19 protein-coding genes and 2 pseudogenes are annotated in these 24399 nt (G+C 37.1%); 10 read left to right on the top strand and 11 right to left on the bottom strand.

What is annotated here, in order from left to right:
- Positions 1 to 118 precede the first annotated feature (118 nt).
- Both WCP78_RS02570 and nhaA read left to right on the top strand, forming a co-directional pair.
- Positions 119 to 1855, top strand: a complete 1737-nt coding sequence (locus tag WCP78_RS02570; RefSeq protein ID WP_336279124.1) for an aq_1923 C-terminal domain — start codon at positions 119 to 121, stop codon at positions 1853 to 1855.
- A gap of 101 nt (positions 1856 to 1956) precedes the next feature.
- On the top strand, positions 1957 to 3318 hold the full coding sequence (gene nhaA, locus WCP78_RS02565; RefSeq protein WP_336278930.1) for a Na+/H+ antiporter NhaA: 1362 nt from the start codon (positions 1957 to 1959) through the stop codon (positions 3316 to 3318).
- Between the two features lie 541 nt (positions 3319 to 3859).
- Here nhaA and WCP78_RS02560 read toward each other — a convergent pair.
- Positions 3860 to 5116: an aspartate kinase gene (locus WCP78_RS02560; RefSeq protein WP_336278929.1), complete on the bottom strand. Its 1257-nt coding sequence runs from the start codon at positions 5114 to 5116 to the stop codon at positions 3860 to 3862.
- 193 nt (positions 5117 to 5309) lie between these two features.
- Between WCP78_RS02560 and ubiG the strand changes: the two genes are divergently transcribed.
- Positions 5310 to 6056, top strand: a complete 747-nt coding sequence (gene ubiG / locus WCP78_RS02555; RefSeq protein WP_336278928.1) for a bifunctional 2-polyprenyl-6-hydroxyphenol methylase/3-demethylubiquinol 3-O-methyltransferase UbiG — start codon at positions 5310 to 5312, stop codon at positions 6054 to 6056.
- Between the two features lie 17 nt (positions 6057 to 6073).
- Here ubiG and grxC read toward each other — a convergent pair whose 3' ends face one another.
- The gene (grxC, locus tag WCP78_RS02550; RefSeq protein ID WP_336278927.1) at positions 6074 to 6337 is read right to left on the bottom strand and encodes a glutaredoxin 3; all 264 of its coding nucleotides are present in this window, start codon (positions 6335 to 6337) and stop codon (positions 6074 to 6076) included.
- Positions 6338 to 6347: 10 nt separating this feature from the next.
- Positions 6348 to 7132: pseudogene (locus WCP78_RS02545) on the bottom strand (ComF family protein).
- Between the two features lie 178 nt (positions 7133 to 7310).
- Between WCP78_RS02545 and WCP78_RS02540 the strand changes: the two are divergent.
- Positions 7311 to 8195 (top strand): methyltransferase domain-containing protein, encoded by an 885-nt coding sequence (locus tag WCP78_RS02540; RefSeq protein WP_336278926.1) that lies wholly within the window; start codon positions 7311 to 7313, stop codon positions 8193 to 8195.
- Positions 8196 to 8209: 14 nt separating this feature from the next.
- Here the strand turns inward: WCP78_RS02540 and WCP78_RS02535 are convergent, their stop codons facing one another.
- The 4 genes from WCP78_RS02535 to WCP78_RS02520 form a co-directional block, all read right to left on the bottom strand.
- Positions 8210 to 9565 carry an L-cystine transporter gene (locus tag WCP78_RS02535; RefSeq protein WP_336278925.1) on the bottom strand — a complete coding sequence of 452 codons (1356 nt, stop codon included), beginning with the start codon at positions 9563 to 9565 and terminating at the stop codon, positions 8210 to 8212.
- A gap of 384 nt (positions 9566 to 9949) precedes the next feature.
- On the bottom strand, positions 9950 to 10363 hold the full coding sequence (gene mutT / locus WCP78_RS02530) for an 8-oxo-dGTP diphosphatase MutT (protein ID WP_336278924.1): 414 nt from the start codon (positions 10361 to 10363) through the stop codon (positions 9950 to 9952).
- A gap of 133 nt (positions 10364 to 10496) precedes the next feature.
- Positions 10497 to 11735, bottom strand: a complete 1239-nt coding sequence (gene argJ, locus WCP78_RS02525; RefSeq protein WP_336278923.1) for a bifunctional glutamate N-acetyltransferase/amino-acid acetyltransferase ArgJ — start codon at positions 11733 to 11735, stop codon at positions 10497 to 10499.
- Positions 11736 to 11853: 118 nt separating this feature from the next.
- Positions 11854 to 12813 (bottom strand): peptidylprolyl isomerase, encoded by a 960-nt coding sequence (locus tag WCP78_RS02520; protein ID WP_336278922.1) that lies wholly within the window; start codon positions 12811 to 12813, stop codon positions 11854 to 11856.
- 410 nt (positions 12814 to 13223) lie between these two features.
- On the opposite strand from WCP78_RS02520, the gene secA reads away from it, so the two are divergent.
- The 4 genes and pseudogenes from secA (at position 13224) to prmC (ending at position 18464) form a co-directional block, all read left to right on the top strand.
- Positions 13224 to 15908 carry a preprotein translocase subunit SecA gene (secA, locus tag WCP78_RS02515; protein WP_336279123.1) on the top strand — a complete coding sequence of 895 codons (2685 nt, stop codon included), beginning with the start codon at positions 13224 to 13226 and terminating at the stop codon, positions 15906 to 15908.
- Positions 15847 to 16340: pseudogene (locus WCP78_RS02510) on the top strand (Fur family transcriptional regulator). Before secA ends, WCP78_RS02510 begins: the two are co-directional and overlap by 62 nt.
- Before the next feature lie 182 nt (positions 16341 to 16522).
- Positions 16523 to 17602, top strand: coding sequence for a peptide chain release factor 1 (prfA, locus tag WCP78_RS02505; RefSeq protein WP_336278921.1), 1080 nt, complete (start codon positions 16523 to 16525; stop codon positions 17600 to 17602).
- Positions 17595 to 18464: a peptide chain release factor N(5)-glutamine methyltransferase gene (gene prmC, locus WCP78_RS02500; RefSeq protein ID WP_336278920.1), complete on the top strand. Its 870-nt coding sequence runs from the start codon at positions 17595 to 17597 to the stop codon at positions 18462 to 18464. The genes prfA and prmC overlap by 8 nt, the downstream gene beginning before the upstream one ends.
- On the opposite strand, the gene nrdF is transcribed toward prmC, so the two are convergent.
- From nrdF to nrdH, 4 genes are read right to left on the bottom strand one after another with little or no spacing between them, the layout of a single operon-like run.
- Positions 18461 to 19435 (bottom strand): class 1b ribonucleoside-diphosphate reductase subunit beta, encoded by a 975-nt coding sequence (gene nrdF, locus WCP78_RS02495; protein ID WP_336278919.1) that lies wholly within the window; start codon positions 19433 to 19435, stop codon positions 18461 to 18463. The two genes, prmC and nrdF, sit on opposite strands and share 4 nt — an antisense overlap.
- 10 nt (positions 19436 to 19445) lie before the next feature.
- Positions 19446 to 21596, bottom strand: coding sequence for a class 1b ribonucleoside-diphosphate reductase subunit alpha (gene nrdE, locus WCP78_RS02490; RefSeq protein WP_336279122.1), 2151 nt, complete (start codon positions 21594 to 21596; stop codon positions 19446 to 19448).
- The gene (nrdI, locus tag WCP78_RS02485; RefSeq protein ID WP_336278918.1) at positions 21578 to 21976 is read right to left on the bottom strand and encodes a class Ib ribonucleoside-diphosphate reductase assembly flavoprotein NrdI; all 399 of its coding nucleotides are present in this window, start codon (positions 21974 to 21976) and stop codon (positions 21578 to 21580) included. Before nrdI ends, nrdE begins: the two co-directional genes overlap by 19 nt.
- Positions 21976 to 22200: a glutaredoxin-like protein NrdH gene (gene nrdH, locus WCP78_RS02480; protein ID WP_336278917.1), complete on the bottom strand. Its 225-nt coding sequence runs from the start codon at positions 22198 to 22200 to the stop codon at positions 21976 to 21978. The genes nrdI and nrdH overlap by 1 nt, the downstream gene beginning before the upstream one ends.
- A 560-nt stretch (positions 22201 to 22760) precedes the next feature.
- On the opposite strand from nrdH, the gene WCP78_RS02475 reads away from it, so the two are divergent.
- Both WCP78_RS02475 and WCP78_RS02470 read left to right on the top strand, forming a co-directional pair.
- Positions 22761 to 23513, top strand: a complete 753-nt coding sequence (locus WCP78_RS02475; RefSeq protein WP_336278916.1) for an ABC transporter ATP-binding protein — start codon at positions 22761 to 22763, stop codon at positions 23511 to 23513.
- Between the two features lie 3 nt (positions 23514 to 23516).
- Positions 23517 to 24398, top strand: coding sequence for a metal ABC transporter permease (locus WCP78_RS02470; RefSeq protein WP_336278915.1), 882 nt, complete (start codon positions 23517 to 23519; stop codon positions 24396 to 24398).
- Position 24399 lies beyond the last annotated feature (1 nt).

Raw genomic sequence — 24399 nt, 5'->3', positions numbered from 1 at the left:
GGGAAGAAAAATAGGATAGCTTTTGAGATCAGCGCACGCCATATCTGAACCTTTGTCGTTGCCTTAAAGATATTTATCTGGACATTCATATATAGAAGCAAAAGCGAAAGAAAAAATGATGATCAATTTTAATAGCGGATATAAAGATAATTTAAAATACTGGATAGCATATCTTATAGGATTTATAGCCATTTTAGCAATCATTGTTACCGGTGGTTTTTATATGGTCAGACCCCACCTGGACAGTTTCGTAAAAAAAGAAATGAAACGCCATTCTATAAAGGCAGAGACATCCGGAGTCAGCATTTTAGGAAAAGTTAACTTAACAAATGTCACTGTTCCAGTCTCTTCTGGTGTATCACTTAAAATTGGCGCTATTTCAGCTCGTCCTCCTATCTCCTTTATTCCTGGAACTTTTACACTTTATAATGTCGATCTAAAGTACAATAATACTCATGTACAAATTCCTAAAATCTCTCTTGGTGGTGTATCTCTAAAGAAAAAAGATCCCACAATCACTTTTAAACCTTTGCAATCGGTTATGCGCGTTGAACTCTCATCAGTTGTTGCACCAAATATACTGCTTTCTATGGCAAATGGAAATAAACAAACTGAAAAAATTGAAATAAAGAATTTTCAGCTTTATAATTTTAAAAATGGTCGTATTAACTCTGTTAGCCTTCAGAAGATGGATCTTGAAAAAGACGTGAATGGTCTCACACCAATGCATCTGATTGCTAAAAGTAAGGCAATTGAAGCTCGTGATATTGACATCCTTTATGCCTATTCTGTCATTTTTGGCAAAAACAAAGTCACCAATAAAGGAAAGGTCGTCATGGGTGCCATTTCTCTAGATGATACAATGGTGAATATTTTTGCAGGAACAGAAAAAAATGCTTCTTTCTCTACTGGCAAATTTAAGATATCAAATCTAGCAATAAAATCTCCCGAAAAAACATATGGAGAATTGTTTCAAGCTTACCATAACGCTAAGAAAGGAAATAATCAGGCAGCCCCTAAAGCTCTACTGCGCGCTCTTGCCATAAACAATTGGTTATTCCACATTACTTCAGTTGACGCTCAAATAAATAAAGCTTCCATTGACATACCGCAGCTAAAGGTTACGTTTGAATCATTCCGATTTAAGCCAGGCCAATGGGAACAGTGGATACCCCAAAAGCTTCTGTTTTCTATCAAAAATCTTTTAGTTCAGCCTAAAAGAATGAAAGAAAAAGACTTAAATATCTTCTCAGCAATGTACTCTGAACCCCTTGCTTTTTCAGAAAATCTTGATTTTTCTTACAATGAAAAAGAGCGTACGCTCTTCCTGAATGGATTATCCAATGTGGAAGACCTTTTTTCAGAAGAAATGTCTGTGAAAATTATTAATGTTGACCCAAGACTCTTCTCTGCTCTACATCTACAGGGTGAAATGGGTTCTGCTCTTAGGAATATCGGTGTAACCGAAATGATGATCCGTTATACAGATTCTGGCTTCATTGATAAGATTTTTTCTCATGCTGCGCAATATCTTAATGACAATAAACGTGACCTCAAAGAGGAACTTTATCAAAATTTAGACCTAATTATGACACAAAGTCCAAAAATATTACTAAAAAATCATGACAAGGCTGAAATGATTTCAAAATCTTTGGGTGACTTCGCTAAAAAGTTGCGAACTAAAGGAGCACACACATTAACAATTAAAATGATGGCGCAAGATAAAGAAGGAATTACAATGGCCGATTTTGACAATGCTATGCGGAGTGATCCGTTATCGATTATTAGAAAATTAAGTCTCACTATCAATAATGAAACATCAACGTTCACCCTTAAAAGTGATGACTTAATTTAAAGGCAATAATTTATTTCTATTTCTTATGCGTTGCAATAAAATCCACGCATATAGTTTACGCAAAATATATTTAGAAAAACTGCTGGTACTTGGAGTTATTTATGTCTGATTTATCTTCAAATCGTTTACCAAATCGTGCTTCTCGTGTAACAAATCAAGCACTTTCAGCTATTGAACGTTTTCTTCATATAGAAGCCCTCAGCGGTGTTTTTCTTTTACTGGCAGCAGCTGCCGCACTCATTTTTGCGAATTCTCAATATTCTTCTTTTTATGAGGCTTTTTGGCATACACCTCTTGGCTTTCATTTTGGCCATTTCACCCTTTCTTGGGATTTACATTTCTGGGTTAATGACGTTCTCATGACAGTTTTCTTTCTTGTAGCAGGAATGGAAATTCGACGAGAAATTCATGAAGGTGCTCTAGCTGACTTTAAACAAGCAATTTTACCAATTATTGCTGCGATAGGTGGTGTTTGCCTTCCTGCAATTATTTACCTCATCTTCAACTTAAATGGTGGGCATGTTTATGGTTGGGCCGTGCCAACTGCCACCGACATCGCTTTTGCTCTTGGTATTCTTGCTCTTCTTGGAAAAAAAATTCCTTCAAACCTCCATATTATTCTCTTATCCTTAGCAATTATTGATGACATCATCGCTGTTCTTATCATTGCTTTCTTTTACTCAACCAATCTTGATCCTAGCGGTTTAGCTATCGCAACAGCGGGTATCGCTTTAGTATTATTTTTTCAATGGATTGGACTTGCATCGGCATGGCTTTACATTATACCTGGTGCAATCATCTGGTGGGGTTTAATGGTAACAGGTGCTCATCCATCATTGGCTGGCGTAATTTTAGGCATGATGACGCCAGTTTTACCTACCCGTACCCTTATAGCTCCGCTTACAATATTGAGCAATGCAATGCAAATCCTTCAAGAAAAAAATATAAAGACAGACTTGCATCATATCTCGACCGCATTGAAAAAAATGAGCAAAGGACAGCGCGATATGATCCCACCGGTAACGCGTGTTCAAAAAATATTACATCCATGGGTTGCGTATGTCATAATGCCAGTTTTTGCTTTTGCAAATGCTGGAGTTAGTTTTGCAAACTTTGATCTTTCTTCTAATAAATCATTTTTGATTGTACTTGGTGTTGTTATTGGTCTGTTTATTGGAAAACCTTTTGGCATTATCGCTGCAAGCTATTTAGCAGTAAAATCAGGATTATGTAGATTGCCTCCCAATACGACATGGTCAGGCATATTGCTGATTGGATTTTTAGCAGGAATTGGCTTTACAATGTCAATATTCGTTTCTATGCTTGCTTTTAAAGACATTGTTTTGCTTGACTCTGCGAAAATTGGTGTACTTTGTGGATCCGGTTTATCTGCTTTGCTTGGTCTTGGGTATGGGATAATTTACATCAAACGTCATAAAAAGATGCCAAAACATTCTCAATGAACCCAATAGTAATTTTGTTATATTGATTTTTTTAAGTAATTTGGATTGTTTAGAGTGTTATAGTTGTACTATGAGGGGAATTTCAATGTTACTGGAAAACTTATGTAACTTATCAATAAATTGCATAAGAAGAACTAATTATAAATCGTGAGAAAAAATGTAAGCTGCAGTTTTCATAACGAAAGTGTTTCCAATTCATCTCCCCTATAAATTGGTATACTAAACAAAAAGGAAAAGCTTCATCACGTAATCAAATTGAGAGAACCTTTCTACAGTAATTTACTTACTTTCTGCTCTAAGATGCCTACTTTACCTTATAGGCATCAAATTTAAATCAATAAGATACATAAAAATTCTCAATAATCGCTAAAAATGCAAAATAATATCAAATGAAGCATTATATTCATGAATCTGTTATAGTTCCATGTTTAAGTCTGTGTGATATACTTTTCCCACTTCGATATGCTTTTTGCATCGTCCTTCATTCCCCTGCATATTAAACGCACCTTGTATTATTTAAAAACTCTTAAGTAATAAATACTTATCCCTTATCGAGTCCATAAACAGCATGCAATGTTCTTACTGCAAGCTCAGTATAAGCGCTATCAATCAAAATGGAAATCTTAATCTCTGAAGTAGTAATTGCCTGAATATTAATGCCTTTTTCAGCCAAAGCCTTAAATGCTGTAGCTGCGACACCTGCATGGCTGCGCATTCCAATACCAATAACAGATACTTTTGAAAGATCACTTTCAAATTGGAGCACATCAAACCCAATTTCTTGACGATTTTTCTCGAGAAGCGCAACAGCTCTATCTACATCTGCTGATGGAACAGTAAAAGTCATATCAGTCTTTGAACCATCTTCAGAAGTATTTTGTACAATCATATCGACATTAATTCGTTCCTCAGCCAACGGACCAAAAATTGCTGCAGAAATCCCAGGGCGATCTGCAAGTCGACGTAGTGAAATTTGTGCTTCATCCTTAGCAAAAGCAATACCAGTAACATTCTGTTGTTCCACAATTTCATCCTCATCACAAATAAGTGTTCCAAATAAACTCATTGAATCACTCGTGCTTAAAACATCAGGATTCTCAAAACTTGAACGCACGAAAACACGAACTTTATGAACCATAGCTAATTCAACAGAACGAACCTGTAAAACTTTTGCTCCAAGAGAAGCCATTTCAAGCATTTCTTCAAAAGACACTTTTGTCAAACGGCGTGCCTTAGGTTCTGTACGCGGATCAGTTGTATAAACACCATCCACATCTGTATAAATATCACAGCGATCAGCTTGTATAGCTGCTGCCACTGCAACAGCACTTGTATCTGATCCGCCACGTCCCAAAGTAGAAATCCTATTATCTGGAGCTAACCCTTGAAAACCAGCAATAACTGCTACCTGACCTTCTTGAAAAGGCTGTATTAAAAAAGATCCATCAATATCTATAATACGTGCACCACTATGCGTACTATCAGTATGAATAGGAATTTGCCAACCAAGCCACGAGCGAGCGTTCACTCCTATTGCTTGAAGTGAAAGAGCTAATAAACCTGCCGTTACCTGCTCCCCAGAAGCAACAACAACATCATATTCATAAACATCTTCATGTGTTGGTGCAGCATCACGTGTCCACTGCACAAGCTCATTGGTTTTACCTGCCATCGCAGATACTACAACTGCAACTTCATTGCCTGCATCTACCTCTCTTTTGACATGTCGTGCAACATTATGAATACGCTCAATGTTTGCTACAGATGTTCCGCCAAATTTCATAACAATACGCGCCATCAATAACACTCTTATTATTTTAAATTGTTTCGTATTTTTCAAGCGACAGCAAGAATAAAGCCTTACTACGATGTCAACAAGATACTTTTGACATATCTAATATCTATCATATGTGCAAGTCTAATATGTTTATGTTAATTTTCCTTGACTTTGGATCAACCTGACTTAACCGTTAAAATAAAAGGAGAGTAATATGAGAGATGATGAGGCACACACCACAATTGATCAAAGTGAAATTGATCACTTTTCACGTATTGCTGCTGAATGGTGGAATCCACAAGGAAAGTTTAGACCACTTCATCAATTCAACCCAACACGTCTTGCTTACATTAAAGAAAAAATCTGTCTAGCATTCAATCGCGACCCTCTTGCACTTATGCCCTTCGAAAATTTGAGGATTCTCGATATTGGTTGTGGAGGTGGTTTATTATGCGAACCAATGGCACGTCTTGGAGCTATGGTTGTTGGAGCTGATGCTGCGCGCACGAATATTGAAGTCGCAAAAATCCACGCAACCCAAAGTGGCCTTTCAATTGATTACCGTACCACTACTGCAGAAGCACTTTCCAATGAAGGAGAGCAATTTGATATAATCCTCAATATGGAAGTTGTTGAACATGTGGCTGATGTTAATCTCTTTATTGCATCCACAGCAAAAATGCTCAAACCACAAGGACTGATGTTTGTCTCAACGCTCAACCGCACATGGAAAGCATGGGGATTAGCTATTGTAGGTGCTGAATATATTTTACGTTGGCTTCCTAAAAAAACCCACGATTATAACAAATTTCTAAAACCTTATGAACTTAAAAGACTTTTATCAAAAAACAACCTCGCTGTCATTGATGAGATAGGTATCACCTATAATCCATTCACTGACAGCTGGAATCGCTCAAAAAATATGGATGTTAATTATACACTTCTTGCCGAACGATCTTAATAATCAATATCATAGTCTCACGGCTGTTGTGCATCTTTTAGCAAAGAATTTAGCTTGCCCTCAGCCTCTAAAGCGTAAAGATCATCACATCCTCCAACATGATAATCACCTATAAAAATTTGTGGAAACGTATTACGTCCATTTGCTCGTTGCACCATTTCTTGACGCAGGGAAGTTGATGCATCAATATCTGTATATTTTACGCCTTTTTTATCAAGTAAATCACGTGCTTTCGTACAATAAGGACAGTGAGGGCGCGTATAAATTGTTATTTTTTCCATATTATATCTTTCAAGAATTAGGAACAATAGAGATCTCTTCCATAGCTCGCGAAAATGTTAGAACATCAACTTGTCGTGCACCTGCATGTTTTAATGTTGCAGCCGCAGCTGTAACTGTAGCACCCGTTGTGAAAACATCATCAATTAACAAAATAGAATAGCTCTCTAAATATCTTTTAACCTTACGAGGTATCTTAAAGGCATTTCGCACATTCAATTTTCTTTCCCTAGCAGATAAACTAACCTGTGGACGTGTATGTCGACAGCGAACAAGCCAATCGGGTTTAAAAACTTTTTTCTGTGTTGCTGCAATATAACGAGCAAGTTCTGCAGATTGGTTATAACGTCGTTTCCAAAAACGGCGAAAATGCAATGGAATAGGAATAATGACATCACAATTATCGATAACCTCACGCCCCGCAGTCACCATCCAATTGGCCATAAAAGGTGCTAATTCTAAATGATCACCATATTTCAAATGCGTTACCAAAACTTGAGCTATCCCCTTATGAACAACAACTGAACGGGCACGCGAAAAAGGAGGAGGATTTTGAATGGCTTCTCCACTAAGAAAACCATCTCCCATATCGCAAACAAAAGGAATTCCCATAACAGGGCAGTAAGGTTTCGTAATAAATTGCAAATCTTTCCAACATTCAGAACAAACAGTACCATAAGCAGAAACTATCTGCTTACATCCGATGCAAATCGGTGGATATAGAATTTCTAGAAATCTCTTAATTAACTTTTTCAATCATTCCCGCCATTTAAAGCTATTTTTTGAAAGTACAGTATCACAAGTGTAAACCCTTGATAAATTTGTATATAAGAAAATTTAACATTTTAAAATTTAATTCTTACAAAAACTCTTACCTTTTATAAATCTGTTTTTTCACATTATAGACTTGACATAGTTTCTACAAAAATGAACTTTCCCAATATACTATATTATATAATGGAAGTACTCAACAACGTGTCACATTCTTTAGTTTTTGATTATACTCTTATTGAAAAATACCGCAAAAGAGCTTTCCAAAAAGCAAATAGCGGGCATGACTTCTTACTATCCCACATGGCGGAAGATTTATATAAGCGTCTACGAACTGTTAATCGTTTATTTGCATTAGGACTAGATTTACATAGCCATACAGAGCTCGCTACGCAAGCTCTGATAAAATCTGGTAAGGTTTGTTCTATAGAAAGGGTAGAGACAGATATCCTCTATCAGAGTCATGACAAAAAATTCCATTTACGTCATAGAGAGTTTCTTGATTTTCCTAAACATTATTGTGATCTTATCGTTTCGCTTCTTTCATTACAATTAACAAATGATACTCCTGGTGTTCTTAGCCAAATAAAAAACATTCTTAAACCAGATGGTTTATTTCTTGCTGTCATGGCTGGATCTGGTACACTAGCTGAATTGCGAGAATGCTTACTACAAGCTGAAATAGAAATCTATGGCGGAGCAAGCCCTAGGGTCTATCCCTTTGCAGATATTCATGATGCAGGCGCTCTTTTACAGCGTGCTGGTTTCACTTTCCCTGTAGCAGATGTTGAGGATATCACTATACGCTACAACACCATGTTTGATCTTATGCATGACCTTAAAGCTATGGGGATGCAAAACGCTCTTATCAATCGTTCCCGACGTCCTGTATCTAAGCGCTTTTTCCTTCACGCTGCTGAAATTTATGCAAAACGATTTAGTGATCCTGATGGACGCATTCGCGCACACTTTTCTTTCATCTGGCTTTCTGGTTGGGCTCCTCACAAAAATCAACAAAAGCCTATGCAACCAGGCTCAGCTCAAATATCTCTTGCAGATTTTTTAGGAAAACAATTAGAAAAGCCATAACCTCCACATGCAAATTATTTTTCAAAAGTGTTCTTATCCGTTGTACGCAACATCTGACTTGTTATAGTTCCTGCTAGCATTGAGCCACTGACATTTAAGGCTGTGCGACCCATATCAATTAAGGGTTCAATAGAAATAAGTACAGAAACCAAAGAAACAGGAAGCCCCATAATTGGTAGAACAATCAATGCAGCAAAAATAGCACCACCTCCAACACCAGCAACCCCGATAGAACTCAATGTTACAACACAAATAAGCGTAGCAATCCAAGTAAAATCGAGAGGGTTAATCCCTACCGATGGTGCTATCATGGTCGCAAGCATCGCTGGATAAAGTCCTGCACAACCATTTTGTCCAATTGTTGCCCCAAAAGAAGCTGCAAAACTTGCAATTGATTGAGGTATACCAATCGACTGTGTTTGTGCATCAATATTTAAAGGAATACTTGCAGCGCTTGACCGACTACTAAAAGCAAATGTCAAAACAGGCAATACTTTTTTGAAAAAGCGAAATGGATTAATTCCTGATATACCAAGTAATATACCATGAATTCCAAACATGAGTATAATACCAACATAGGAAGCAATGACAAAAACCAACAGTTTTACAATATCTGCAATATTCGAAGTCGCTCCTAACTTAGTCATAAGTGCAAAAATACCATAAGGCGTTAGAGAAATCACAATACGGACTAACCGCATAATCCAAGCTTGTGCAACTTGAATAAATAAAAGCGCTTTTTCTCCTTTTTCCGGATCATCTTTCTTTAAAAGGGTAACTGCAGCACCTAAAAACGCTGAAAAAATAACAACACTAATAACTGACGTCCGCTTTATCCCACCTAATTCAGCAAATGGATTCTTGGGAATAAATGATAAAATCATCTTTGGCGCACTCATACCCTCTAATTGCGCAACATGTGGCAAAAGAATATTAGAAACACTTTCCTCTCCATGTACCAAACCATTCGCTGTTAATCCAAAAAAGTTGGCCACCAAAACACCAATTAATGCTGCAAGAGCAGTTGTAATAAGCAACATGGCAATTGTTACAACACTAATTTTACCAACATCATAAATGGAATGTAAATGAGCGACTGCTAAAACAATAGAAATAAAAACCAATGGCATAACAATCATTTGTAATAATGCAATATAACCATCTCCAACAATATTAAACCATTCAACAGATTTTAATAGAGTGGCTTCACCCTCACCATAAATCGCCTGCAAAACACTTCCAAAAATTAAGCCAAAAGCCAGACCCAACATAACACGTAGTGAAAGACTCCATTTCATTTTATGACTTTGAGCAAGCCATACCAGAAATATAATAAACAAAAATAAATTGATAAAAAACTTAAATGTCATTGGTTTTGCCTATTATCCTTCGTTTTTAATATTAAAGATAACGTATAGTTTGAAAATAATATGTAATATCTAGAAAATATAACGCCTGCCGTAATTTTAACAAAGTCATACTAAAATCTTTCGCTTTAAATATTGTTAGTAACTGCTTTTAAAATAAATCATTTTCCTGTCATTCAGAAGATTTACTCTAAATTCAAATATACTGAATAAAATATGAAATGCTAAGAAGTTCCACTGGATTTCACTATAAAGTGAGAGAGTGTAATGATTTGTTATAATGAGAATACGCGATCCATCGTGCAAAAATCTCTTTCCCTTCAGCTTTCGCATTATAAAAGCCGAAAATCCTCCTCGAGGAACATTGCTTTTTTTTCACAAACAGAACTACTGAAAGAGATTTTTCAATACCTTAATCAATAATTTATCAGCATCAGGCATACGGTAGTTATCTAGATCGCCAACAAAAACCCACTTTAAATTTTGCCCTTCTCGCCCCTGCACAACGCCCTTATAACGATAACAAAGATATAAAGGCATTAAAAGATGAAATGTTTCATAACTATGGCTCGTAAACGTTAAAGGTAATAAATCATTTTGTTGAACATGAATACCAATCTCTTCCTCTAACTCGCGCACCAACGATGCTTCTGGAGTTTCACCTTTCTCAACCTTTCCACCAGGAAATTCCCATAAACCAGCCATTGATTTCCCTTGAGGACGCTCTGCAAGCAAGACACAATTATCTTTATTTAACAATGCACATGCAACAACAAGAAGAAGTGAACTTTTTATATGCATACTACCCTTTAATATGGAAACAACAATGATAATTTCTTCTATCGGACTCTTCTTATTCTAAGATAAAAGAATACAACTTTCTACTTTTCTTAAAATATAAAGAGATCCAGATGTTACACTTGCAGTGAACTACTCAATTTCTGTAATCTCCGTTTATCATAACGTACTCTTTTGTCAAATCACAAGACCAAATCGTCGCCTTACCACTGCCTAAACCAATATCAACACAAATCGTAATATGTTTACCTTGCATATAAGCGCTAATCGCCTCTTCACTATACCCAGGATCACGCTCGCCATTTATAGCAACACGATGTTCACCAAACCAAATAGTCAATAAATCACGATCTACTTCAACACCTGCTTTACCAACTGCCATAACGACTCGCCCCCAATTAGCATCTCCACCAGCAATAGCCGTTTTTACAAGTGGTGAATTTGCAATTGATTGAGCAATAATCTTAGCAGCATGATCCGTCGTAGCTCCAATCACATTAACCTCAATTAAATGACGAGCTCCTTCACCATCACAAACAACTTGTAATGCAAGTTCATGCAAAAGTTCACTTAATTGCTTTAAAAACACCTCATAACGTGGATCAGATTTACTTGTAAGACAGGGGAAAACTCCCTTTATTTTTCCTGTCGCAAACAGCATAAGTGTATCTGATGTTGAAGTATCGCTATCAACAGTGATCGAATTAAAGGAGCCCTGCACTGCTTCCAATAACATGGATTGCAATATATCCGAAGAAATTGCTGCATCGCTCACTACAAAGGATAGCGTCGTTGCCATATCTGGTGCAATCATGCCAGCTCCTTTTGCAATCCCGTTAATAGTAACAGTCCTTCCCCCACAATTAAATCTGCGTGTAGCAAGTTTTGGAAATGTATCGGTTGTCATAATGGCTTTTGCAGCCTCTAACCAATTCCCTTCTTTTGCGGTTTCCGCCATATTTGGTAAAAGCTTCACAATACAAGATGCATCCATCGGCTCTCCAATAATACCGGTAGAAGCTATAAAAATTTCCTTTTCTTCAACCTTCAAAGCACCTGCTGCAGCACGGATTATGGTATCTACTGTTTGCTTTCCTCTGCGTCCGGTAAAAGCATTTGCATTCCCAGAATTAACAACAACGCCCCTCGCAATTCCATGAGGGAGCGATATACGACAATGATCAACAGGAGCAGAAGGGCATTTTGAGCGTGTGAAAACACCTGCAACACTTGCTGATTCGTCAAAAATGATGAAAAGAAGATCCGTACGATCTTTATATTTAATCCCAGCTTCAGCTGTTGCTATCCGTACACCAGATAATGGTGGAAGCTCCTGTATGTCAGGGGGGAATAAAGGCAATATTTTTAAAGCCACAATATATTGTCCATAAAAATAAAGAAAACCCTCACAATTATAATATTGTGCAAAAAACAGCTGGGCTTCTTTAATAAAATCAACGTATTAAATTGCCCAGCTTTAAGAAATCTGATTACTATTCTGCGTCTTCTTCTTCTTCGTTATGTGCCTCACCTAGCAATGGCATACCATTTTTGTTAAGTGATTTCATGAGTTCTGCAATATGTGCATCAGGATATTTTACATCTATCTTACTGCGCAAATCAGTAATAAGTTTTTGGTAGCGCTCTTTTATAAGCTGTGTACGCAGCATTTCTTTTACATCATCAAATACAGGAGGTTGTTTTAAACGACGATCTTCTACCTTTATAATATGCCAACCGAAAGGACTTTCAACAGGATGCTTAGTGTATTGTCCAACTTTTAGACTAAACGCAGCATCTTCAAAAGGCTTAACCATTTGGCCATGGCTAAAATAATCAAGATCACCTCCAACAGAAGCTGAACCATCTATTGAACTCTTTTTTGCAATCTCTTCAAACTTTTCCCCTTTATTTAAACGCTTAATGATATTTTCTGCTTCTTTTTTTGTTTTAACTAAAATATGACGAGCCTTAATTTCATCTTCTTTAGGTAAAGCAGCAACTTCTTTATCATAAAGCTTTACCAAATCAGCGTCTGAAATTTTATCAACAACCATCTGTTTAAAATAAAGCTGCTGAAGAACATTTTCACGCATAATTGCCATACGTTTATTATAAGCTTCGGTCTTATCAATACCCTTGTTAATGGCTGCCTTAGTCAGTACCTGCATATCTAAATAGGCCTTTAAGACTGTTATACGGCGTTGTTCCTCAGGAATACTTGCTAAATTAGGATTTATTTCAAGCGCTAACTCATCTAATTGTCCTGCTGTAATGTCTTTTCCATCAATAACTGCCATAACGTGAGAAGGAGAAACTGTTTTTCCAGAATCTTTCTCCAAAGTTTTTAAATCATTCGATGCAGACTTCACGCTCTCTTGAGCCATAACTCCTAAATTTGTACTCGCCAATAAAGCCGATGTCAAAAATAGCGCGATAAAGTTGAATTTCATAAATATGCTCCTTAAGGATGAATGCACGTCTTAAATCTAATTTTCTATCATAGCATTTTAAATCTCTAAGCATAGATAAATTAATAATTTTGTTAAAAAAACATAAATTTTTTCTTTTATTTAGTTTATCCTGCTCAACTTCGGGACACTAAAAATATGACAATATAATAAAATATCATATTATACTCTAAATTACTTTGCAATGCGCCAACTAAATAGCATTACTAAAGTTGACACGGTGCACTTATCCCCTTATCTCTACTTTAATAATTAAAGTGAAAAATTACGCACAAATAAGTATAATAGTATTATCTTGCATCTAATCGTATTAAATCCCTTGGAAGATGCAAAAGATGGGGATAATATATGAAGTACCCTGTAGTGATAATAAACAAAAGAAAGGGCCAGGAATGGTCGGTTTAGGTGTTTTTGTACGTAAGTTTTTTGGTTCAGCTCATGAGCGTCGCCTCAAAGTTTTTCGCCAGAAAGTCGTAAAAATTAATGCTTTGGAAGAGCAATTTCAAAAATTAAGTGATACGCAACTCTGCAAAAAAACCGATGAGTTCCGTAAACGGTTAAATGAAGGTGAAACCATTGATGCGCTCCTACCAGAAGCTTTCGCAACTGTTCGTGAAGCAGCAAAACGTGTTTATGATATGCGTCTTTTTGATGTACAACTCATTGGTGGAATGGTTCTTCATAATCGAGGCATTGCTGAAATGCGTACCGGGGAAGGTAAGACATTAATGGCAACACTACCAGTTTACCTCAATGCGTTAGAAGGAAAAGGTGTTCATGTCGTTACAGTCAATGATTATCTTGCAAGTCGTGATGCTGAAACTATGGGGAAACTCTACAATTTCTTGGGTCTAACAACAGGGGTGATTCTCCATAATCTTGATAATGATGCCCGCCGAACAGCTTACGAGTGTGACATCACCTATGCAACAAATAATGAATTAGGCTTTGATTATCTTCGCGATAATATGGCTTTTGATCGTAGTCAAATGGTTCAGCGCGGACATCATTACGCAATCATCGATGAAGTTGATTCAATCCTTATTGATGAAGCGCGTACCCCTCTTATTATTTCTGGCCCTTTAGAAGATCGTACTGATTTCTATAATCTCATTGATACGTTCATTCCTGCGTTAACTCCAGAGGACTACGAAATAGATGAGAAACAAAAAACAACAACCTTTACTGAAATAGGCACTGAAAAAATTGAGAAAATGCTCAAACAAGCTGAACATCTTAAAGGCGAAAGTCTCTATGATATAGAAAATGTTGCTATTGTTCATCATATCAACAATGCTCTAAAAGCTCATAAGCTGTTTGTTCGCGATAAAGATTACATTGTTCGGAATAATGAAATTGTTATAATTGACGAATTTACAGGTCGTATGATGCCAGGGCGGCGCTATTCTGAAGGGCTTCATCAAGCATTAGAAGCCAAAGAACATGTTGCTATTCAACCGGAAAATCAGACATTATCTTCCATCACTTTTCAAAATTATTTCCGTATGTATAAAAAATTGTCCGGAATGACTGGCACCGCCACAACAGAAGCTGAAGAATTTAGTAGTATTTATGACCTTGATGTTGTTGAAGTTCCAACAAATTTACCAATACAGCGCCGTGATGAAGATGATGAAATCTATCGAACGGCAGAAGAAAAGTATCGTGCTATTGTACGTGATATTCGTCAAGCACATGAAAAAGGACAGCCTATTTTAGTTGGAACAACCTCTATTGAAAAGTCAGAACAACTGGCAGAACGTTTGCGAAAAGAAGGTATTACCGATTTTAGAGTTCTAAATGCCCGTTATCATGAGCAGGAAGCATATATTATCGCACAAGCAGGTGTTCCTGGAGCTTTAACTATTGCAACAAATATGGCTGGTCGCGGGACTGATATACAGCTTGGTGGCAATGTTGAGATGCGCATTCGACAAGAGTTACAAGCCATGCCTGAAGGCTCAGAGAGAACCGCTAAGATTGAAGAAATAAAGAAAGATGTCAAGCAACTCAAAGAAAAAGCGTTAGCTGTTGGTGGTCTCTATGTCATCGCTACTGAACGTCACGAAAGTCGTCGTATAGATAACCAGCTCCGTGGCCGTTCTGGTCGCCAAGGCGATCCCGGTCGCTCAAAGTTCTTTCTCTCTCTTCAGGATGACCTTATGCGTATTTTTGGCTCAGATCGTATGGATAGCATGCTGCAGAGACTTGGTCTGAAAGAAAATGAAGCTATTATTCATCCATGGATTAATAAAGCACTCGAAAAGGCTCAAAAAAAGGTCGAAGCACGAAATTTTGAAATTCGTAAAAACTTATTGAAATACGATGACGTGATGAATGATCAACGTAAAGTTATTTTTGAGCAACGTATGGAGATCATGAAGGCAGATGATTTATCTGAAATGATCTTTGAGATGCGCGATGAAGTAGTTGAAGACTTAGTAGAGGCCTATATTCCATCTGGAACATATTTTGAAAAATGGGATGTAAAAGGTCTACAGGAGGAACTTCATCAGCTCTTTAATATTGAGTTGCCATTGGAAGAATGGGCAAAAGAAGATGGAATCACCAAAGAAGATATCTTAGAACGTATATCAGATGCTATTATGCAATTTGAAAACGAACGTACTGAACGCTATCCTAAAGAAATTATGGCTTATTTCCATAAAGCTATATTGCTTGAAACTATTGACACGTTGTGGCGTGAGTACCTAGTAAACTTGGATCATTTGCGTTCTGTAGTCGGTTTTCGTGGCTATGCACAACGAGATCCACTCAATGAATATAAGACAGAATCATTTGAACTTTTTCAGGCTATGCTCAAAAATTTGCGTAAAATCGTTGCTTCTAAACTGATGCGTTTTGAGATTGCTCAGCAACCTGAAGAATCACCAACACCTTTACAGACTGATACTGATTCCTCAATCTTCAATAATCAAAATAAAGAAAATAAGCTCCCTTCACCTAAAGATCGTGACCCCAATGATTTAACGACATGGGGAAAAGTTGGACGCAATGAGCGTTGTCCTTGTGGTTCAGAAAAAAAATACAAACACTGCCATGGAGCCTTCGTCTAAAAAGTAAATATTAAGATGAATAAAAAACAAAATTATGAGAAAGAATTACGCACTGCTGGTTTAAGAGTTACACGTCAAAGACGCATTATTCTTGATATTCTAGCACAAAAAAATGATCATCCAAATGCGTTTGAGATTTTTCAGCGCGTCAACAAGGTAGATCCTAGTATTTCATTGTCAACTGTTTACCGAACCATGAAAACATTAGAAGACAATGGGACAGTTCATCGCCATACTTTTAGTGGTGATCCATCTCGTTTTGAACGAGCGGATGGGCAACATCATGATCATCTCATCGATGTAGAAACAGGAAAGGTTATTGAGTTTCAATCCGATATCATTGAAAAGCTACAAGTGGAAATTGCTAAATCTCTTGGATATGACATCGTTCACCATCGTCTCGAACTTTACGGGAAAAAACGCCATTCTTAAGTATGATTTTCCACGTATAATCAAAAAAGTTCTGCATGAAAATTGGATATTATATAAATTTACTCTAAGAATTTACAGTTTTTGTTGGTAATAAAGTTTCTCCTGCTTTATTACCTCTTTTTGTATGATGCTAAAAAGCAAACAACCGCTAATTATAATTAACAAATTAGGCCAATATTATCATGGTTTCTCTGCCACAAGATCGTATGAGACAGCTTGAAAAGCGTTTTGAAATAATTGAGAGTCAAATGGCTCAAAACCCAAATGCTGAGACTTATGTAAAGTTAGCTTCTGAATATGCAGAATTGCAGCCAATTGTTACCTCAATACGAACATTAAACGCTCTTGATATAGAAATTACAGAATTGGAAACTATCATCAGCGATAAATTGACAGATGAAGAAATGCGGGATCTTGCCCAAGAAGAATTACCATCGTTATTTCAGAAAATGGAACAGCTTGAAAAAGAGCTTCAAATTCTTCTTTTACCCAAAGATATTGCTGATGAAAAAAACGCTATTATTGAAATTAGAGCAGGAACAGGAGGTTCAGAAGCAGCGCTTTTTGCTGGCAATCTTTTTCGCATGTACGAACGTTATGCTAATACTCATAATTGGAAAGTTGAAGTTGTTTCCCTCAGTGAGGGTGATGTTGGTGGATATAAAGAAATTATTGCTACTGTTTCAGGAAAAGGCGTATTTTCTAAATTAAAGTTTGAATCAGGAGTTCATCGTGTGCAACGTATTCCTGAAACGGAAACAGGAGGACGCATTCATACGTCTGCCGCGACTGTTGCAGTGCTTCCAGAGGCTGAAGAAATTGATATCGAAATCCGTACAGAAGATATTCGCATCGATACAATGCGTGCATCTGGTGCGGGAGGACAACATGTCAATACAACTGATTCAGCTGTTCGTATCACCCATATCCCAACAGGGATTATGGTTGTGCAGGCGGAAAAATCACAACATCAAAACCGAGCACGTGCTCTCCAAATTTTACGCGCACGCTTATTCGATATCGAACGACAAAAAATAGAAAGTGAACGCTCAACATCCCGTAAAAACCAAGTTGGCTCTGGTGACCGATCGGAACGTATTCGTACCTATAATTTTCCACAAGGGCGGATCACTGATCATCGTATTAATCTTACATTATATAAGCTCGACCGTATCTTAGAAGGAGATCTCGATGAGCTTGTTAATGCCCTTATATCAGATTACCAAACTTCTCTTCTTACAGAAAAAGATGGCAATGAATGAACAGTATTCTCTCAATAATCTCATTCAAGACACTCAAGAAAAATTACGTTCTCAAGGAATTTCTGAAGCTAACCTTGATGCAAAAATACTCATTGAATGGGTAACAGGTACAAATACATGTGATAGAATTTGCAAACCCTATATTTGTTTGTCTCCTGAGCAAATCTTACAATTAGAACAGATTATTCAGCGACGTATTGCTGGAGAACCTGTCTATCGTATTATAGGAGTTCGAGAATTTTACGGCATACCCTTTGAGTTATCTCAAGATACATTAGAGCCACGCCCTGACACAGAAACGCTGGTAGATCTCGTGTTACCACTCCTTAAAAAACAAGTAAAGAAATCAAAAAAAACAGTACTACTTGATATGGGGACAGGAAGTGGTGCTATTGCCATTGCAATTCTTAAACAAATCCCTCAGTCTTATGCAGTGGCTGTCGACATTTCTAAAGATGCTCTCAAAACGGCCACAAAAAATGCAAAAAATGCGAAAGTAATGCATCGCTTTACACCGCTTTTCAGCGATTGGTTTAATTCTGTCAGAGATCGATTTGATCTCATTATTTCTAATCCACCTTATATTCCAGAAAAGGATATCAACAATCTTGCAAGGGAAGTACGTCTCTATGATCCGCTGCGCGCTCTAATCGGTGGAAAAGATGGCCTTAATTTTTATAGAAAACTTGCATATGAAGCAGCACACTACTTAAAAGAAAGAGGCCACATAGCTATAGAAATAGGCCATTCTCAAGAAAAAGAAGTCTGTAATTTGTTTGAAAAAAATGGTTTCAAATGCCTGGAAATGCGCAGAGATCTGAATAATATACCCCGTGCACTTCTCTTTGCATACAACCATTAAAATTCCCAATCGTCATCCGTGGTAGCAACAGCCTTTCCAATGACATAGGAAGAACCAGCACCTGAAAAAAAGTCGTGATTTTCATCTGAATTCGGTGATAAAGCCGCTAAAATAGCTGGATTAACACGACAAACTTCAGGTGGGAAAAGAGCTTCAAATCCCAGATTCATTAATGCCTTGTTCGCATTATAATGAAGAAAAACTTTAACATCTTCTGTTAATCCAATGGCATCATAAAGATCCTCAGTATATTTGCATTCAATATTATAGAGATCGAAAAGTAACTCAAAAGCAAAATTTTTCATTTCCTGCTTCTGCGCTTCATCAAGTTTTGCAAACCCTAATTGAAACTTATAGCCTATATAATAACCATGTACAGCTTCATCACGAATAATAAGCCGAATTAAATCAGCTGTATTGCTTAACTTAGCGCGACTAGCCCAGTACATAGGTAAATAAAAGCCAGAATAAAATAAAAAGCTTTCAAGCAAAGTAGAAGCAATCTTTTTCTTTAGTGGATTATTTGCTTCATAGCGCTCAAGCACTAATCTAGCCTTTTTTTGCAAATGAGTATTTTCTTCTGACCATCTAAAAGCATCATCAACTTCTGCTGTAGAACATAAAGTTGAAAAAATAGAAGAATAAGAACGTGCATGAACCGCTTCCATGAACGCAATATTTGTTAATACTGCCTCCTCATGCTCTGTTATTGCGTCAGCCATCAGAGAAATAGCTCCTACAGTGTTTTGAACTGTATCTAGGAGAGTTAGTCCTGTAAAAACACGAATTGTTAACTTTCGTTCTTCTTCTGTTAAACTTGCCCATGAAGGAATATCATTGGAAAGGGGAACTTTTTCAGGTAACCAAAAATTTCCAGTTAAACGGTTCCACACTTCAAGATCTTTTTCATCATGCAACCTATTCCAATTAACAGCACAAACAACAGGGTTTTTGGTTGAAATCTTTGTCATAGACTATCTCCTATAAACTGCACGAAACACAGCCATCAACTTCTGTTCCACTTAACGCCATCTGCCGTAACCGTATGTAGTAAATACTCTTTATACCCTTTTTCCAAGCGTAAATTTGTGCACGGTTAATATCACGCGTAGTGGCCGTATCAGGAAAAAATAACGTTAATGAAAGACCTTGATCAACATGCTGTGTAGCAGCAGCATAGGTATCAATAATTTTTTCAGGACCAATCTCATAAGCATCTTGGTAAAAATTTAAATTTGTATTATCCATATAAGGAGCAGGATAATAAACGCGCCCAATTTTTCCTTCTTTGCGAATCTCAATTTTTGCAGCAATCGGATGAATCGAAGATGTCGCATGATTAATATAGGAGATAGATCCTGTAGGAGGCACAGCCTGAAGATTGCGATTATAAAGACCGTATTCAACAACTAACTCTTTAAGTTCCTGCCAATCCCTTTGATTTGGTATAACAATGCCATTACGTGTAAAAATGTCTTGTACAAGCGAGAATTGCGGTTTCCATTCTTTCTCAATATATTTTTCAAAAAAGCGTCCATCTGCATAAGCCGACTTTTCAAACCCTGCAAACACTTCTTGACGCTCACGTGCAATTAAATTGGAAGCACGTATTGCATGGTATGTTACAGTATAAAAATAGATATTGGTGAAATCAATTGCTTCTGGAGCTCCATAATAAATTTGTTCACGCGCTAAAAAACCATGCAAATTCATTTGTCCTAAACCAATAGCGTGGCTTTCTGCATTGCCTTTTGCAATAGAAGGAACGCAAGCAATATCGCTCATATCGGAAACAGCAGTAAGAGCACGAATAGCAACTTCCACCGTTTTTCCAAAATCACGGCTTTCCATTGCTTTTGCAATATTCATTGAACCAAGATTACAAGATATATCAGTTCCGATAGTACGATAAGTTAAATCCGTCTCCAGTTCGCTCGCCTCACTCACCTGCAAAATTTCTGAACATAAATTGCTCATACTGATACGTCCAGCTATCGGATTATTTCTATTGGCGGTATCTTCAAACAAAATATATGGATAACCTGATTCAAATTGGATTTCCGCTAATGTTTGGAAAAAGACGCGTGCACTTATTTTCTTTTTACGAATCTTTGCATTATCAACAAAAGATCGATAATGCTCCGTCAAAGAAATATCACTAAAGGGCTTTCCCGTGACGCGCTCAATATCATAAGGAGAAAAAAGGTACATATCCTCATTATTACGCGCAAGCTCAAAAGTAATATCAGGAATAATTACACCAAGTGAAAGAGTTTTGATTCTAACCTTTTCATCAGCATTCTCACGCTTTGTATCTAAAAACTTCATAATATCCAAATGATGTGCATGCAAATAGACAGCACCCGCTCCTTGCCGTGCACCAAGTTGATTAGCATAGGAAAAGGAGTCTTCTAAAAGCTTCATAACGGGTAAAACACCTGAGGACTGATTTTCTATTTTCTTTATCGGTGCTCCTGCTTCCCGCAAATTAGTTAAACAAAGCGCAACCCCTCCACCGCGTTTTGAAAGTTGTAAAGCCGAATTAACTGAACGACCTATCGATTCCATACTGTCTTCAACTCGCAATAAAAAACACGATACCAACTCACCGCGCTGCTTCTTCCCCGCATTTAAGAATGTCGGTGTTGCAGGCTGAAACCGCCCTGTAATAATTTCATCTACGAGGCTCTCAGCAAGAACCTTATCCCCTTGTGCTAAATATAAAGCTACAATACAAACACGATCCTCATACCGCTCAAGATAGCGTTTTCCATCGAAAGTTTTTAGCGTATAGCTGGTATAGTATTTAAACGCACCCAAAAAAGTAGAAAAGCGAAACTTAAATGCATAAGCATGTTTAAAAAGCTTTTTGATAAAGGAAAAATCATAAAGCTCAAATAATGCTTCCTCATAATAACCTTCCTCTATCAGATAATCTATTTTTTCCTTGAGGTTATGGAAGAAGACTGTATTTTGATTCACATGCTGGAGAAAATATTGCCGTGCGGCAAGTCGATCCATATCAAATTGAATACAACCCTTCTCATCATAAAGATTAAGCATTGCGTTTAGCGCATGATAGTCCGTAACTTGATCCGGATTTTTCAGCCGTTCTACACCGATTGTTTCCAAAATTTTTCCAATCCCTTTTTTACACAAATAATATCTTCCTCGCTTCCACGCAACTCAAAACGATAAAGGCAAGGCACACAACACTTTTCAGAAATGATCTTGCTGGCTAAACCATAATTGCGACCAAAATTACGATTTCCACCACCAATGACACCACGAATTAATTTGCGGTTTTCCGTTTCGTTGAGAAAATGAATAACCGCCTTCGGCACAGCCATCCTACCTTCCCCATCTGCATATGTGGGAACAGCTAATACATAGGGCTCATTAACTAACACACACGGTTTTTTTTTATCAATTTTGAAAAGCCGTTGGTCAATTTGAGAAACAAAATGCTCAGTATTGCCCGTCTTACTTGAATAATAAACAATAAGCCCCATTAATCACAAAGACCACTAATCATATCTGGTCTAAAACCTGACCAATGACTTTCGCCACAAACGACTACAGGAACCTGACGATACCCCAGAGATTGAACAAAACTGTACGCTCGTTCATCACATGAAATATCAACAACATGATAATCGATACCTTTAGCATCAAAGGCACGTCGCGTAGCATCGCATTGGACACAAGATGGCTTGCTATAAATAGTAATCGACATTTTCAACTTCCACAATTTCCAAAACCAGCAACAAATTAAATTTATGCAAATATACGCAAATACGTGTAGTTATACTCTAATTCAAGCAACACACAGCTTCTCAAACATAACCGAAATCCCCTTAGCCTTAATCAATTAATTTAACGGCGAGAATATATGCTATTCTATAACTTATAGTGATATTCCTAATTATAAAGCTTGCTTGAACTGCATTTCCCTCCTGTCGTCTTACAAAATAATTACAAAGATAAAAAAGAATCTTTACTAAAGATACTTTAGTGAAAATACTATTTTACTCTTAAATATAATCATTTTCCATTATGGAAATAGCTCAGATATCAAACAAAATGCCCGTACACTCATTTTGTGCTATCAACACCATAATATTTTTAATATTTTGTTACAAAAATTCAACTCTTGTTTTGAACTTTCCACGACCTTTTTATTTATCAGAAGCTAAAAATTTTTAGCTTCTGATATGTAATAGTATAACATTTTATTGACATATGTAATTGTATAACATAACTATCTTGAATAAAATAATGACGATGGTATGAATTATGGACTTGCATTTCGATAATGCAACATTAGGCTACGTAGGTAGGACAGTTGTAAAGAACTTTTCAGCAAAATTGATAGCTGGTTCGTTAGTTGCAATAACTGGTGATAATGGCTCTGGAAAATCTACCCTGCTTAAAGCTATTGCTGGCTTAATTAAACCCATTAGTGGCAAAATTACGAAACTAAAGCAAAGGCGTATAGCTTATCTTTCCCAGCAATTCGAAATTGACAGAACATTTCCAATTAACGTAGAAGCTCTCATAAAAACAGGGTTATGGTCTTTCTGTGGATTGTGGAAGAGTCAGCGCCCCTATCGCGGTAAAATTCAAAATGCGCTTGAAATGGTTGGACTCACAGCACTGGCTAACCAATCACTTGACACGCTATCGTCTGGTCAATTACAGCGCGCTCTTTTTGCGCGGATCATTATACAAGATGCTGATATTATCTTGCTTGATGAACCTTTCAATGGTGTAGATCGTAATACCCAAAGGGATCTTCTAATGTTGATCACTCACTGGCAACAACAAGGTCGGACAATTCTTACAGCACTACACGATCCTCTCATTGTGCAAAAATATTTTCCCCAAATGATACAAATTAATCAACAACATGCCTCTTATAGAAAAACAAAACAATTTTTTAATAATCGTGCTCATCATATCATATCACCTCTACGATCCAACTCTCCCGAGATAAAATTGCTAAAAGCATATCCTGACATTAATGGTTCTAACTACATTGGATCGTAATACGTGTACGCATTTTTTCTTGCACCCTTCATCGATTTCCACTTTATGCAAAGTGCTCTAATCGGTTCAATTCTTCTCTCTGTCAGCTCCTGTCCAATTGGTGTATTTTTAATGCTGCGTGGCATGAGTCTAACCGGTGATGCTATATCCCATGCCATTCTTCCTGGTGTTGCAGTTGCTTTTCTTTTTTGTGGATTCTCCCTCATATCTATGACACTTGGTGGCATTTTAGCTGGTATCGTTGTTGCGGTAGCAACTATCTTAATTTCACGAAATAGTGTCCAGAAAGAGGATGCATCGATGACAGTATTTTATCTTATTGCACTAGCAGCAGGAGTGGTTATCATTTCACTGAAAGATTCAACTATTGATCTTCTTCATCTCTTATTTGGTTCAGTACTTGCTATTGATACACAAGCCCTTTGGCTAATCATTACTGTAATGCTGATTACAGTGTGTAGCCTTTGCATTTTTTGGCGCGCTCTTGTAGTAGAAAGCTTTGATCCTTTATTTTTTAAATTACTTTCTCCATTAAGCAAATATGTTCATGTAGCTTTACTCGGACTTGTGGTATTAAATCTCGTTGGTGGTTTTCAATCTCTAGGAACATTGCTCTCTGTTGGTATTATGATGATTCCAGCCATTACGGCACGTTTTTGGCTTTCGCGTCTGGGATCTATCTGTATACTTTCTATCTTTTTTGGAATTGTTGCTAGCACATGCGGTCTACTTCTTTCTTTTCACCTATCACTTCCTTCTGGCCCCGCTATTATTATGGTTGCAGGGTTTATTTATCTTTTTTCCTGTTTCATTAGCCCACGCGGCTTTATTGTGGCACGGTTTCCACGCCTCCTTTTATACTTCCCTCTTATTTTAAGGAAATAAT

This window comes from Bartonella occidentalis (assembly GCF_037070875.1).
Taxonomy (GTDB): domain Bacteria; phylum Pseudomonadota; class Alphaproteobacteria; order Rhizobiales; family Rhizobiaceae; genus Bartonella.
This window is presented reverse-complemented; position numbering and strand designations above follow the sequence as displayed.